The sequence below is a fragment of the bacterium genome, assembly GCA_036382775.1.
Taxonomy (GTDB): domain Bacteria; phylum Hydrothermota; class Tepidihabitantia; order SM23-42; family JAOAFX01; genus DASVHD01.
The window spans coordinates 83240-97686 of record DASVHD010000032.1 but is presented as its reverse complement, the minus strand read 5'-3'; the positions used below and the strand labels follow the sequence as shown (position 1 = coordinate 97686).

Sequence of the window (14447 nt, the reverse complement as noted above, 5' to 3'; positions counted from 1 at the left end):
CTCACTTTAACAATTTATCTAATTTTATCATGGCGGTGTTGAAAGAAAAGAGCGACCTAAGATCAGCCGGCACCTGGAATTCCGGTATTAACACGCTGTCTTCAACGATCTTGTCAACTATAAACGCGTAAGCACAGTCCGGTGTCTCGACCATTGTTCTGACACCTGGTTTTGCATTGAACACCGCTTTGGCGAACCGGTCAAGCGGTAACGGATAAACCTTGCGGTGGCTGACCAGCTGATCCGTTTTATTCATCTTCGCATTGATCTGTTCCGAATCACCCTGGCTCCGGCACAGTGAGTCATACGATATAAGTCTACTGGGGGGTTCGATCAGCATCGTTCCCAGCGGAAATACCTCACCGTTAACATATTCAAACGCAGCCGCATCAGAACGTATCATTTGCATACATGAAGCACTATCGAGCCCCAGCCTACTTAGATCGCGTGGCCGGTTCAAAGACAGCGACATGATGTAACGAGCGAATTCCAGAGCAGAATCCAGATCATGATAATGACCATCAGACCTTCCATAAACCGAAGCCGGGCGGTCTGTAAATACTGAATTGACCGGACGGTAACGGGTCGAGTCGATCGTCAGACTGTCAAAGACGATATTAACCGTATCTAACAGCACTGACAGGTCAGCGAGCGTATCGAGTGACTCGAAATCAAAAAAACAAAAACCAGCACCACGCCGGATAGCAGTTTGCTGCTCATACGCGGCTTCCCGTTCCATATTTGGCCAGATCACCCCTATTCCCATAACCGCGCCCGCATCATGAGCGGCAGCAAAGTCAGTCATGTCCTGGAAAAGTCCGACATCTTCTGTGTAGGACATCAAAAGAGGGAAAACAACTTTATCCTGCCATTGCCACCACGCTTGTCCGTATTTATACCGGGCGTTAGCCGGGTTCGCCGTGACCGCGCACGATTTCATATTGACGGCCGTCCCACCGAACGCCTGACTGACCGCGGCATCAATGTTTCCTTCCCTGCTTTTCATCATCCGCCAGGTGTTCCAGGTCATCCATCGCAGTTTGAACGGCAGCTGGCAGTATCGAATCAAGGTCATCCATTGCAGAGTGTCGGATATCATTCCCGACAATAGACATGTTTGCTCGGTTGGTTCCAAAGACCACCAGATACCCGGATATCGTATGAAATCCAGGTGGATCCCATTCACATCATACCGGCTGGTAATATCATGTACAATATCCGCAATGTATTCGCGGACCGCGGGATTCGCCGGATCCAGATACAAACCCTCAATGCCGAACCGGCGCCAGTCCTGGTATGGGTAGTCTGACATGCGTCGCCCGAACACGTCTTGCATGAACCATTCCGGATGCTGCAACAGCACGTGGCTTGACGAATCAGGTCTTTTCTCAAGGGACCAGGCAAGCAGTGCGTTTACCCAGGCGTGAACCCTCACACCACGGTTCTTACAAATCCGGTACATGGTCTCGAACGGCTGGTAGTCCGGCCCGGCAGCGCGCACGAGCACCTCGCTCCGCGGCAGGACACGCGAGTCGTAGTAGGCATAACCGCCCACAACGGCCTGGATATATACGTCAGTGATATGCAGCGTATCCATGATCGCGCAGATCCGCGGGATCTTCGTGGAATCCGCGATCGACATAGCCCGCAGCCAGAGACCTCGTTGCGGGAAAGCGATTATCGTTAATGTCAGCAGAATCATCATATTTGTCGCTTTAAAGTATGGGCTCGCTGATTATCTGAAATTCTAAATTCCAAGCACTAATATCGAAACAATCCTTTAAATCCAAAATTCGAAAGTGATGACATAAATTGGAGCATTGGAATTTTGAAATTAGGATTTGTTTAGGATTTAGGATTTCGGATTTAGGATTTAACATCTATCTGCCAAACTTCTTCGCCAGGTCGTCCAGTGAGAATTTCAGGACGATCGGCCTTCCATGCGGACAGGTGTAGGGGTTCTCGCACGCGAACAGCCTGTCGATCAGCGTCTGCATCTCGATCAGCGATAACTTCTGGCCGGCCTTGACCGCACTTTTGCAGGCCACTATCTTTGCAACTTCCAGTTTTTCCTTCATCAAGGAGCCGAGACCGCCGATCTCACTAAAAAAGTCAGTCAGATCTTCGCGACCTATTCTGGCATCGACGGGGATGCTGTCGATCACCAGGGTCCGGTCCGAGAACTCCTTGAACTCGATACCGAGGTCGTTAAGAAGGTCTTTGGTCTTGGCGTAAATTTCGTATTCATCGGGAGTAAGGGCAAGGGTGATCGGGAACAACAACCGCTGAGACGCGACCTTGCCGCTGATCAGGGCCTCGTACAGGATCCGCTCGTGTGCGACATGCTGGTCGACGATGATCATCCCCGTTTTGGTCTGGGCCAGGATGTACATGTTGTGTATCTGCCAGAACTCTGCCGGCTCCCGCGGCAGCGCCGAAACCTGCTGCTCGCCTGTTTCGTATGGGATCAGGTTATCCTGCACTATCCGGACATATTTTTTATCTAAAGAAATGGCTGCCGAGTCATCGCCGGGGACATAACCGGCGGTCAGCGTATGCGTCTGTAGTTTCTTCCTTATGGCCTGAAGCAGGACATCCGCAACGTAACGTTCATCCTGGAACTTCACTTCGCTCTTGGCCGGGTGTATGTTGACATCGACAAAGGCGGGGTCGGCCATGACAAAAAGGATGAAACTCGGGGTATTCTGCGGGTTCTGATAGGCCTCGAGTATTGTCCGGTAGATCCGGGGATACTTGACGGGACGGCCGTTCACAAAGATGTGATTGACCGATCGTTTTTCTGCCGAGTCCGGTTTGGATATGAAAGCGTTAAAGGAGAAAGTATCCACGTCAGACGCGACGCGCACCATTGTATCCTGCAGGTATCCGAAAAGAAAAGCAATACGCTCCTCGACTGACTGCGCCGGGCCCATTATGAGCAGCGTTCGTCCGGATTCGGTCAATGAAAACCCGACGGTCGGGTGAACTAAAGAGTAAGATTTTACCGTGTCGACAATGAGCCTGCGCTCCCAATCCGATGATTTTAGGAATTTCAAACGGACCGGCAAATTGTAGAACAGATCTGTCACCTTGACCCTGGTCCCGCGGCGACGGTGCGATTCGTGCACCGCTTTTATCTCACCGCCTTTGATCTCGATCCGCGTGCCTTCTCCCCCGTCCGAGGTTTCGATCTCAACGCTGCAAACCTGAGCAATGCTGGCCAGCGCTTCGCCGCGGAATCCGTATGTTTTTATGTTCTCGATGTCGGTCAGGGAGTTGATCTTGCTCGTCGTAAAACGCTCGATCGACAGCAGCGCGTCATCGTGGGGCATACCGGAACCATCATCATTGACCAGGCACTTTTTTTTCCCGCCGTCCTCGATCTCGATTTCGATCCGTGTCGAAACGGCATCGAGCGCGTTCTCAATCAGTTCCTTGATTATCGAATTAGGTCTGGTGATGACCTCGCCGGCCGCGATCTTACCTCTCACATCGGCCGGCAGAATCATAATTTTACCCATTGTCTATTGTAATAAATTCGCTCTTTAAGTCAAGTACGGCACCCGGATTACGAGAAAGTAAAAAGGGCACGTTTACGACGTGCCCTTCGATATTCAAAGCAGGAAACCCTGCGTTAAGGAAGCTACAGTTTTTTGACAAAATGGACGATCAACTGCGACGTGCGCTCGATGTCCTGCAGCGATACGACCTCGACGGGCGTATGCATGTTGCGCACCGGGATACCCAGCAGGCAGCAGGGGATCCCATCGACGCTGAAAGCGATGCTGTCGGCGTCGGTGCCGGTATTGGTGGGCAAGGGCTCGACCTGGTATGGGATACCAAGTTCCTGAGCGCACTGTACGAGCAGTTTAAAGAACTTCGCGGGCAGGGTTCCACCCCGGCCCAGAGTCGGACCGCTTGCCAGCGGGAATACCTCGGTTTCCGGCAAATCGGGCTGGTCGCCGAACGTGACATCGACAATAATGGCGCAGCAGGCGTGCACCCGCTGCGACAATAGCCGCGCGCCAAGCCCGCTGAATTCTTCCTGGCTGGTCGCCACGAAATGCACGTTTGGCTTAACCGGATGTTTCTGCAATTCGACGAGCGCCATAATGCCGGCGGCAACGCTCGCCCGATTGTCCATTGCTTTGGCGCTGCGCAACGAATCATGGAGCTTTTGATACCGGTTCTTGAACGTCACCATATCTCCGATCCGGACAATGGACTTCAACGCATCGACCGGCATGCTGGTATCGACGAACAAGTCCGGCAACGGAAACACCCGGGATCTTTCCGCCGGGCTCAGCAGATGCGGCGGTTTTGCGCCAATATATCCGGCAATGGTTTCGCGACCATGGATCAACATCTCCTGGCCGATCAATATGCGGACATCCGACTTGCCTACCTCGTTTATTTTTATAAAACCGCTGCCATCTATGCCAGTAACTACAAAACCGATCTCATCGAGGTGACAGGCGATGATGACGTCACGTCCATCAGTACCGTTGACAATGGCATGAACGCTTCGGTCTTTCGTGAGTGCGGCCGTGAGTCCTGCAGCTTTGAGTTCCTCGATGACAAGCTGCGGTGCGTCACCGGCGTAGCCGATCGCCGCAGCGGATGTCAGCTTTTCAAGAAGACGGTCGATGGTTTCCATCGTTATAGCTGCCGCGTTGACGGTTTTTCTGTTGGACCGGGTGAGAATGAGGATGCGGGTGCTGTTGGTGTTGTTGCGGGTGCTGTTGGTGCTGCTGCGGGTGCTGTTGGTGTTGCTGCGGGTGCTGTTGGTGTTGCTGCGGGTGCTGTTGGTGTTGCTGCGGATGCTGTTGGTGTTGTTGCTGCTGCGGCTGATTCGTCTTGTCAGCCGTGACGGCGAACACCAGGTTGCCCGTTTCCAGGGAAAGCATGGATGTCACGCGGACCTGGATCGTCTGGCTGATATACTTTGCTCCGTCTTCCACCACGACTTTGACGCCCTCGATATACCCCACCCCTTCCGTAGGATTCAAGCCCCTTTTCAATATCCTGACCGACATCATTTTCTGGGGTGCAAAGATCGGTGTCAGCGCTCGATACAGTTCCCTGAGATCAATGACCCGGATATTGGGGAATTCCTTGCTTTTACGGCAAAGTTCGTCTGAAGTAGTGATCACGCGGGCTTTGCGCTTTGCTGCCATCTTTAGTACTGACAGTTCTTCGGAAAGACCCGTGGTGGTTTCTTTGTCCACAAATTCCACGTGCATATTTTTTTTCAAGTTATTCAGATGCCGTTCGGCATCGCTGCCCATAGTCCTTCTTATGATCGTCCGAACCGTCATCGGAATCAGGATCCTTCCTTCAAAGAATTTCTTTTCAAAAAGCTGTATCACCCTTCCGTCCAGAATGCTTGATGAATCAAGGACATATTTGTCCTCGTGCTTGAATAGCAACATAGATCCTCCTACGAATTCATTAGTTGTTCCACTGCTTGACGCGCTTCAGCGACGCGTATCACGTTCAATTTTATGCCCTGCGGTGAAGGACTTTTAGCCGGTATTATCGCAGTCTGCAGACCGAGTTTATCGGCTTCCCGCAGACGGTTCTCTATCCCCCATACTGACCGGACCTCGCCGCCAAGTCCGACCTCGCCGATAATCACCGTGCCCTTGGCAACCGGTTTATTCCTGACCGCCGATGCAACCGCAACGATAATGCCTAGATCGATTGCTGTTTCAAAGACCTTAATGCCGCCCACGACATTAAGGAAACAATCCAGACCAAAAACATTGATACCCACTCTGCGTTCAAGGACCGCAAGTAGCATGGTCAGTCTCTTGTAATCGATCCCCGTCGCCACTCTCTGCGGATAGTTAAAATAAGTGGGATTTGTCAAAGCCTGCACCTCCAGGAGTAAAGGCCGCGTTCCTTCCATGATACTGACGATAACCGATCCTGAAGCCTGACTATCGGTCACGAAGATGCTGGTCGGGTTTTCGACTTCGACCAGTCCATCTGCGGTCATCTCAAAGACACCGATCTCGTTCGTGGAACCAAAGCGGTTCTTAGACGCTCTCAGGATCCGGTACTGCTGATCTTTTTCACCTTCGAAATAAAGTACCGTGTCCACAATATGTTCCAGCGTTTTGGGCCCCGCGATCGCGCCGAATTTCGTCACGTGGCCGATAATGATGGTCGGTATGCCCCTGTCTTTGGCAAACTTCATGATATCGCTGCAGCATTCCCGGACCTGCCCGACACTGCCGGGAGACGAGTTCATGCTCGATTTATAGACGGTCTGTATCGAATCAATGATCAAGAAAGCCGGCATCATGGTTTCCGCCTGTTCAAGAATCGATTCCATTTCCGTTTCAGGCAGGAAAACGATTCCGTCACCAGCGATCTTTAAACGCTGAGCGCGGAGCCGCACCTGGATTGATGATTCTTCGCCACTTATGTACAGTGCCTTTCCGTTGCCTGATGCCATTTTTTCAGCGATCTGCAGGGTAAGCGTGGATTTACCTATGCCCGGATCGCCGCCGAGCAAAACGACCGAGCCTTTAACAAAACCGCCGCCCAGCACACGATCGACCTCATGAAGCCCAACGGATCGCCGCTCCTCCAGCCCGATTGGTATGTCGGATAAAAGTGCCGGCTTGAATGCTGACTTCCGTCTCGACGACGCGCTTTTTTCATCCAATTGCTCTTCCACCATCGAATCAAAAGTCCCGCAGGAAGGACAGCGACCCATCCACTTCATGGAAAAGGCGCCGCAGTTTTGGCATACGAACTGAGTTTTCATGACCGGCGGTCGCGTTGATCTAGAAAAGTTTAACGTCGAGATATTTCTTGGGGTTGGCTTTGATGTCGTCGACCAGGGCTTTAAGCGACTGGTTGGTCTCGCGCAGTTCCTGATAAAGGTCATCGGATCTCAGAAGCTGCCCGATCGTCCCTTCGCCTTTCATCATGGCCGTAACCGAATCCATCCGCGCGATGAGCGTACCCAGCCGTTCGGTCGGCTCCGCGACCATCAGGGCAAGGCTCTTAACATTCTTGTCAACGACCACTGCAATCTGATCGCCAACATTACTCATGTCGGGCATCTTGAAATCCTGGATCGCGGCGATCGCATTTTTAAGCTCGCTTGCTATGGATTCAAGATCGAAGGATTCGCCCTCGCCTTCAAAAACCGTGCCGGGCTTCGCGCTTACGCCCGGCGTGATCTTAACATACTTGTCGCCGCCCAGGTAGCTGACCGACCGGAGCGAGAATTTAGAGTCTTCCGGTATCGGTATATCCTTGCTGACCGACACCACCACCAATACCCTGGCGTTCTCAATGGTGAGCGATCTTATCTTTCCCTTCTCAATACCGTATATCAGCACGGGGTCGCCCACCCTCAAACCGCCCACGTCGCTGTAATACACCTTTACTTCCCGGGTGTTGCGCATGCCGATGCGACCGGTAAGCCAGGTGTAGATGACTATGAACAGCACAACGCCCACAACGATAAAAATGCCGACCAGTGTTTCCTTGACTTTCTTACCCATAGTATTCCTTTCCTATCTTCTCTAATTTCGTGATTTCACCGTTCTTGAGCATGAATATATCGTCCCCGATCGCCCGTGCTGTTTCCAGGTCGTGGGTTACCACGATGCCACTCTTTTTGTAATCCCGTTTGAGATTCACGATCAATTTCACGATCCGGTCCTTCATGATCGGATCGAGACCGGTTGTCGGCTCATCATAAAAAATGTATTTGGGATCGAGGGACAAGGCGCGGCCGACCGAAACGAGCCTCTTCATGCCGCCGGACAATGAACGGGGATATAAACGCTCCTTGCCGGGCAGTCCGACGATCGCCAGAATTTCGGTAACTTTTTTCCGGATATCGCGGGAACCAAGCTGAGTGTGTTCGTCTAGCGGCAGCGCGATATTATCGCGGACGTTCAGGCTGTCGAAGAGCGCTGCGCCCTGGAAAACATAACCGATCATCTTCCGGATCTCGTACAACTGCGACTGGCTGGCCTTTTGAACCGATTGCCCGTCGATGAACACTTCCCCGCTGTCAAGCGGGGACAGTCCGATGATCGACTTTAAAAGAACCGTCTTTCCGGTACCGGATGGGCCAAGGATCACCACCAACCTGCCGTCCCCGACCTCGAAGCTGACCTTATTCAGTACGATAAGATCGTCAAACCGCTTTGATACTTCGATGACCTTAATCACGGGCCGGTCGTATTTAAAGGGTTGCTCAAAGCATCACCGGAAAACGATCAGGGCGACCAGGAAGTCGAGGATAAGGATCATGATCGATGCGGTAACCACCGCTTTGGTCGATGCGTTCCCAACTCCCCGCGCTCCGCCTTTTACATTGAACCCGAAATAACAGCCAGAAGTCGCGATAACAATCGAAAAGAACAGGGTCTTTATCAAACCGCCGTATAGATCGCGCGAAAAGAAAAAATGGATAAGGCCGTAATTGAACACGCTGAACGGCACGCCGAGAAAAAAATGAGCATACGCGCCCCCGCAGAGTAAAGCATCGAATTCGGCGATGACCGCCAGTATTGGAACAGCGATGAACGTCCCGATGATACGGGGCAGGTTGAGAAAACGGTAAGGATTTATGGCCATGGCTTCGAGCGCGTCGATCTGCTCGGTCACGCGCATGGTCCCGATCTCCGCTGCCATCGACGATGCACAGCGGCCGCTGACCATAAGCGCGGTGAGAACAGGTCCCAGCTCGATGAGCACCATCCGGCCAACCGTGTAGCCCAGAATATATTTCGGTACCGTACCGGCTCCCACGATCTGGTAGAGGGTCTGCACGGTCGATACCAGTCCCACGAACGTCGCGATCACAAGGATCAATGGCAGAGAACCGAAGCCGACATCGTAGATCTGTTCAAGGATCAGGAAGCCGGTCTTGTGCAGGCGCCAGGGCAAAAATACGCTCCTGATAAAGAACAGAGCGTAATTCGCGATCGAGCTAAAAAGGTTCATACCCCCCTTCTTCCAACGCCATCTCTTCGCGCTGCAGCAGATTGCCAAACCGCATATGATCGCCGAAGAATCCCAGTTCAAACGTCCGGGTCGGACCATTGCGCTGCTTGGCGATATTGATCTCGGCGATCCCCTTCTTTTCCGTATTCTGATCATAGACCTCTTCGCGGTATATCAATATCACGACGTCGGCATCCTGCTCGATGGCGCCGCTTTCCCTCAGATCGGCCAAACGCGGCCTCCGGTCTTCGCGGTGTTCCGGCATGCGCGAGAGCTGAGAGACCACGATAACCGGGCAATCCAGCTCTTTGGCCAGTCCCTTAAGCGCCCTGGATATTTCCGAGATCTCCTGCTGCCTGGAGTTCATCATCTTGGCGGATTTCGATCCTTCCAGCAACTGCATGTAATCGATCATGATCATTTGAATATTACTGTCGGCTTTGAGCCTGCGGGCCTTGGCTTTCAGCTCAAGCACCGAGGCGCTGGCCGAATCATCGATAAAAATGGGAGCTTTGTCCAGATTGCCGGCCGCGGTCGCGAGGTTAACCCAGTCCTGGTTGGACAACCGGCCGCGCCGCAAGTCGCGAAGGTTGACCTCAGCCTCGCTGCACAGCAGACGCTGCACGAGGGATTCGCCCGCCATTTCGAGCGAAAATATCGCGGTGGGGATATTGTTCTTGATCGCCGCGAAAGCCGCAACATTCAGAACAAAAGCCGTCTTGCCCATGGACGGACGCCCCGCGACCACGATGAAATCCCCTTTCTGAAAACCGGATGTCACCTCGTCAAGGATAAAATACCCGGTTTCGACGCCCGTGATCAGGCGCTCGCCGCGCATCGATTCGGCTTTCTCCAGGATCTGCATGATGTAATTGCGAATGTGGACCGGTTCTTTCCTCAATCCTTTTTCTTTGATCTGGAAAATAAGGTTCTGGCCGTAATCGATCACTTCAGCCGCGCTCTCGGTATCCTCAAAACCGCTCTTTAAGAGTTCCATGGATATCTGGATCACGCTCCGCTTAAGCGCCTTGTCGAGCACAACCCGGGCGTGATGCTCGATGTTGGCGGTGGTTATGACTTCGGACACAAGCGCTGAAAGGTATTCTGGACCGCCGATCTCGTCGATCGCCTTGTTCTGCCTCAGCCAGTCAGTCGAGGTCACCAGATCGGCTGCGACATTACGATTGAACAGCTCCACGATCGCCCGGAAGATCTTCTGGTTGGCTGGTGAATAAAAATGTGATTCCTGCAGGATCTCCATGGCCTTGGCCAGTGCGTTGCTGTCGAGAAGCATGGCGCCAAGGACCGCTTTTTCCGCTTCCAGTGAATGGGGAGGAACTCTTTTTTCTTCCATTATTGATTATGCTATTTTGCTATATCATTTTCTCGGACGCAGCAGGGCCTGGCACTCATCCAATATGATATGAGCGACCTCCTGCTTGGTTTGGTGACCGAGCTTAACGATACGGCCTTTCTTTCTTAATAAATGGAATTCTGCGGAATCGGCGCCCAGCGCCTGGGCAGTGTCAAGTACGACCAGGTCAAGACCTTTTGTCATCATTTTTTGCTTTGCCCGGTTCAACTGGTCAGCGACCTCGAGTGAAAATCCTACGTATATTTTCTTCTTCTTGAACGGTACCAGGGACACGAGCATATCGGCGTTTTTTACCAATTGAATGCTTAATTTATCACCGTGCAGCTTACCGGCGCTTCTGTTCCTGGGCCGGTAATCACCAATGGCCGCGCTCATCAACAGGCAATCGCACCATTCTATATTATCCTTCAAGGCAAACAACATATCGGCTGCCGTTCTGACGCGAATGATATCGCCACACGCTGGAGCTTCGACGCCGATCTCCCCCAGGATCAAACGCGTCATGCCTCCCCGACTGTTTACCGCGTCGAATAGCTCAAGCGCCATCTTACCGCTCGAACGGTTGGTTACCACGCGTATCGGGTCGATCTCCTCTTCGGTGCGGCCGCCGGTGATCAAAAATTTCATACCCGTCAGTGATAGTCGTTTCATCATTAGGGTCTTGATCGTCAGGTAAATGAGACGGACTGACGGGAATCTTCCTTTACCGATCTTCCCGGACGCTAAAGGCCCAACATCGGGCTCTAGAATATGGAATCCGACCGACTTTAGCTGCGCGACACGCTCCGAGATTATTTTGTTCTGCCACATGCCCTCGTCCATTGCCGGCACCAGTAAAATCGGCTTGGGGAACGACAGAAGAATCGTTGTCAGCAGATCGTCGCCGATGCCAGACGCCGCCTTGCCAATCAGATTGGCGGTGGCCGGTGCCACGACCATGACATCCGCCCAATCGGATAAGGCCAGATGTTTTATTCCTTTGCTCAGGACGAATTGCTCGTGGTAAACTTCGTCCTGTGATAATGTCTGGCAGGAAAGAGGCGTCACGAATTGGCAGGCCGATTCGGTCAGCACGACCTTCACTTCGTCGCCGTTTTTCATGATCAACCGGATCAGTTCCAGCGCCTTGTAGGCGGCAATGGAACCGGTTATGCCCAAGAGAATTTTCAACTCTTCAGCTTTATCCTGCCGCCCACGAGCTTTTTGAGCGCCTCCAGTATCTGGTTCGTGTTGGCATCAAGCAAGCCCTTTGACTGTTCGTCTTTCAATCTCCTGGCTTCGAGTGAACCGATGTTTATGGCCCTGTATTTGTTGCCGTATTTTTCCCAAATGTTTTCAATCGAAAATATCATAGATCAACCTCCTGTGATCGCTATTATAGCGACTTTATATGGGGACGTCAATATTCAATACCGCATCGCGCCTGGACGCCCTTTTCGAAATGATGCTTCACTTCAACTATTTCACTTATAAGATCGGCATATCGGATGAATTCGGGCGGCATATACCGACCCGTGAGCACCAGTTCAGTCCTTTTAGGCGCTTTGCGCATGAACCTGATGACTTCCGCCGCCGGCACCAATCCGTACTCTACTGCGACATTGATCTCATCCAGAATGATAATACCGTAATGCCGGTCCTTCAAGACCTGCCATGCTCTGTCCATCCCCCGGCGTGCGAGCTCGCGGTCAATAGCGGCAGGCCGGTCCCTGTCCACGAACTCTTTTCTGCCGTACTGTTCGATGACCAGTTTCTTAAGGATGCGGGCGGCTTTGAGCTCGCCGTACTTGATCTGTCCTTTCATGAACTGTATCATGATCACTCTTTTGCCGTGACCAACCGCCCTCAATGCCATGCCCAGCGCAGCCGTGGTCTTGCCTTTGCCATTTCCCGTGTATATTTGGATCATGTCCCTGGTTTTGCGTGATCGTCTCTGGTTGCTTTTTCCATGGACACCAGTTGGCAGTCGCCGGCGAGGATGCGCTCGATAGTGTTATCCGGTTTCATTATCACCAGTCCGCCGTCGCTGCTTATGTCAAGAACCCGTCCGGTCACTTTTCTGCCGGGCAGTTCGATCATCACGTCTTTTCCCAACATGATCGTGTAATGACGCCATTTTGTCAGCAAGTGCGATACGTGATCCCCTTTAAGCATCATATAGTTGTAGTCTATCTCCTTGCAGAGCATCTGGAAAACCGCCATCTTGTCAAAGGATTTTTTAGTCTCGATGAAGACCGATGTTGCGGTATGCCGTAATTCCGGCGGGAACTCCTTGATGTTCAGGTTCAGCCCGATGCCGACAATAACGCTTTGATCGACAACCTCGCACAATATTCCAGCGACCTTTTTCTTGTTGAGCGTCACATCGTTAGGCCACTTCAGACCAAGCAGTATATCGTACGTCATGAATGTTTCGCATAAGGAAACCGACGTCAGCACGGGTATCAGATTGGGCTTTTCGGGTTTCAGGATCACCGACATCCAGATCCCGCCGACTGGCGAGTACCATGGCCGATCGAGCCGGCCTTTGCCCGCGGTCTGCAGATCGGCAAGAACGATCGTGCCGTCGGATGCCGTCTTCAACAAACTCTTGGCATAGATATTCGTTGAATCAACTTCGTCCTCATAATAGAGCTTGCTGCCGATGATCATGTTTTTTTCACTTTAAAATGCATCGATCGCTGCTTATTACCTTGTTTTAGGCGGTCATATGCTGCCATACGTCATCCCGCTTTCTTGAACACCATAGTAACCACTGTTTTGTCGTTGCCACCCATGCTCGATAGCATGCCGTAAGGTCTTTGTGGATTGAACTTGATCTGGCAATCACCGGCCACCCCAATGAGCTGATGAGAGACATCGACGGCTTGCCTTACACCGGTCGCACCCGTGGGATGGCCGTAACCGATCAAACCCCCGGTCGTGTTCGTGGGTATGGAACCGCCGGCCTTGGTCTGACCCGCTTTTACATAATCTGCGCCTTCCCCGTGCTTGGCAAAACCGGCTGCTTCAATTGCCATGATGCCGGCTGCCGTGAAACAATCGTGGACTTCCAGCACACCCAGCTTGTCCGGTGAAATCCCGGCCCGTTCATATGCGCGCTGGGCGGCGATCTCGCAGGTCCGCAGTCTGGTCAGGTCCGCGGGTGCGGTCGTGATATTATCCTGTACCTGTGCGAACGACACGACCTCAACCGCCAGTCCCGGATCAACGCCGATCTTCTTCAGTCCTTCCTCGGAAGCGAATATGATCGCCGAGCCGCCGTCTGAGACTTTGGAGCAATCGAATACGTTAATGAATTCACAGAATGCTTTAGGATTGGGAGCGGTCATTCCGATGGCATGCAGGTCAGGCATGTTGTTATGATATTCCTGGGCCTTGGGATTCTTCCGGGCGTTTTCAATGGCATTGACATACCATTGCGCCATACCTTCACGCATTTTTTCCTTCCCAAACTTGTTCATATAGGCGCCGGCGCGCTGTGAAAAGGCATCGGGGAAAAAGTACGCATGTCCTTTCTTGCGTTCCCCGGAAAACCAGCCGGCGGCGGCCAGGTAATCCGCACCGTAGATAGCCTTTACCGTATTCTGCACTTCCACACCGATACAGAGAACCGATTGAGCAAGATCGGACAGGATCGTCTTCACCGCGGTGACGAGCGCAAGGCCACCAGAATCACATGCCCCTTCGACATGGATGCATGGTTTGTACTGGAAAGTCTCATGGATCATGGGGAAAAAACCACCCAGGTTTCCCTGGTGACAGAACCGCTCCGCCGCGAAGTTCCCGATCACGCCTTCGTCAAGGGCCGCCGGGTTCTTTATCTGATCGATCGCCCCTTGTCCCGCTTCCTTGATGTAATGCTCGATACCAGGCCTTGCTTTTTTGGGATGGAATTCTTTCCGGCCTGTCCCCATGGCGATCGTATTATACCCTGCACAGGCGTATATTTTTTTCCTTAAAAAAGACATAGTGCTCCTTTCAGGAGAAATCCCAAATCCTAATATTTAAATCCTAAACAAACTCTAAATTCTAATGCTCCAAACACACCCTCTCCCTTTCCCTCCCCCCTCGAGGGGGAGGATTGAGG

At 52.3% G+C, this 14447-nt stretch carries 14 protein-coding genes; all 14 read right to left on the bottom strand.

The genetic code is table 11. The features are described from left to right. Position 1 precedes the first annotated feature (1 nt). Entirely contained in the window at positions 2 to 1705 is a 1704-nt protein-coding gene (locus VF399_07230; GenBank protein HEX7320129.1) for a family 10 glycosylhydrolase, read from the bottom strand. Between the two features lie 175 nt (positions 1706 to 1880). Further along, positions 1881 to 3521 carry a DNA mismatch repair endonuclease MutL gene (gene mutL / locus VF399_07225; protein ID HEX7320128.1) on the bottom strand — a complete coding sequence of 547 codons (1641 nt, stop codon included), beginning with the start codon at positions 3519 to 3521 and terminating at the stop codon, positions 1881 to 1883. 122 nt (positions 3522 to 3643) lie between these two features. Then, entirely contained in the window at positions 3644 to 4657 is a 1014-nt protein-coding gene (locus VF399_07220) for a M20/M25/M40 family metallo-hydrolase (protein HEX7320127.1), read from the bottom strand. After that, positions 4632 to 5432, bottom strand: coding sequence for a hypothetical protein (locus VF399_07215; GenBank protein HEX7320126.1), 801 nt, complete (start codon positions 5430 to 5432; stop codon positions 4632 to 4634). The genes VF399_07220 and VF399_07215 overlap by 26 nt, the downstream gene beginning before the upstream one ends. 8 nt (positions 5433 to 5440) lie before the next feature. After that, positions 5441 to 6778, bottom strand: a complete 1338-nt coding sequence (radA, locus tag VF399_07210) for a DNA repair protein RadA (protein ID HEX7320125.1) — start codon at positions 6776 to 6778, stop codon at positions 5441 to 5443. A 19-nt stretch (positions 6779 to 6797) separates the two neighbouring features. Continuing rightward, the gene (locus VF399_07205; protein HEX7320124.1) at positions 6798 to 7526 is read right to left on the bottom strand and encodes an MlaD family protein; all 729 of its coding nucleotides are present in this window, start codon (positions 7524 to 7526) and stop codon (positions 6798 to 6800) included. Then, on the bottom strand, positions 7519 to 8205 hold the full coding sequence (locus VF399_07200) for an ATP-binding cassette domain-containing protein (protein ID HEX7320123.1): 687 nt from the start codon (positions 8203 to 8205) through the stop codon (positions 7519 to 7521). The genes VF399_07205 and VF399_07200 overlap by 8 nt, the downstream gene beginning before the upstream one ends. Positions 8206 to 8238: 33 nt before the next feature. Continuing rightward, positions 8239 to 8982: an ABC transporter permease gene (locus VF399_07195; GenBank protein ID HEX7320122.1), complete on the bottom strand. Its 744-nt coding sequence runs from the start codon at positions 8980 to 8982 to the stop codon at positions 8239 to 8241. Continuing rightward, a complete protein-coding gene (dnaB, locus tag VF399_07190; GenBank protein ID HEX7320121.1) occupies positions 8969 to 10336 on the bottom strand; it encodes a replicative DNA helicase in 1368 nt (455 codons plus the stop codon). Before dnaB ends, VF399_07195 begins: the two co-directional genes overlap by 14 nt. A gap of 24 nt (positions 10337 to 10360) precedes the next feature. Next, positions 10361 to 11527, bottom strand: coding sequence for a bifunctional phosphopantothenoylcysteine decarboxylase/phosphopantothenate--cysteine ligase CoaBC (gene coaBC, locus VF399_07185; protein ID HEX7320120.1), 1167 nt, complete (start codon positions 11525 to 11527; stop codon positions 10361 to 10363). After that, positions 11524 to 11709 (bottom strand): hypothetical protein, encoded by a 186-nt coding sequence (locus VF399_07180; protein ID HEX7320119.1) that lies wholly within the window; start codon positions 11707 to 11709, stop codon positions 11524 to 11526. The genes coaBC and VF399_07180 overlap by 4 nt, the downstream gene beginning before the upstream one ends. A gap of 47 nt (positions 11710 to 11756) precedes the next feature. Then, positions 11757 to 12266 (bottom strand): cob(I)yrinic acid a,c-diamide adenosyltransferase, encoded by a 510-nt coding sequence (gene cobO, locus VF399_07175; protein ID HEX7320118.1) that lies wholly within the window; start codon positions 12264 to 12266, stop codon positions 11757 to 11759. Then, positions 12263 to 13009: a biotin--[acetyl-CoA-carboxylase] ligase gene (locus tag VF399_07170; GenBank protein ID HEX7320117.1), complete on the bottom strand. Its 747-nt coding sequence runs from the start codon at positions 13007 to 13009 to the stop codon at positions 12263 to 12265. Before VF399_07170 ends, cobO begins: the two co-directional genes overlap by 4 nt. 71 nt (positions 13010 to 13080) lie before the next feature. After that, positions 13081 to 14328: a 3-ketoacyl-CoA thiolase gene (locus tag VF399_07165; protein ID HEX7320116.1), complete on the bottom strand. Its 1248-nt coding sequence runs from the start codon at positions 14326 to 14328 to the stop codon at positions 13081 to 13083. Positions 14329 to 14447: the final 119 nt, after the last annotated feature.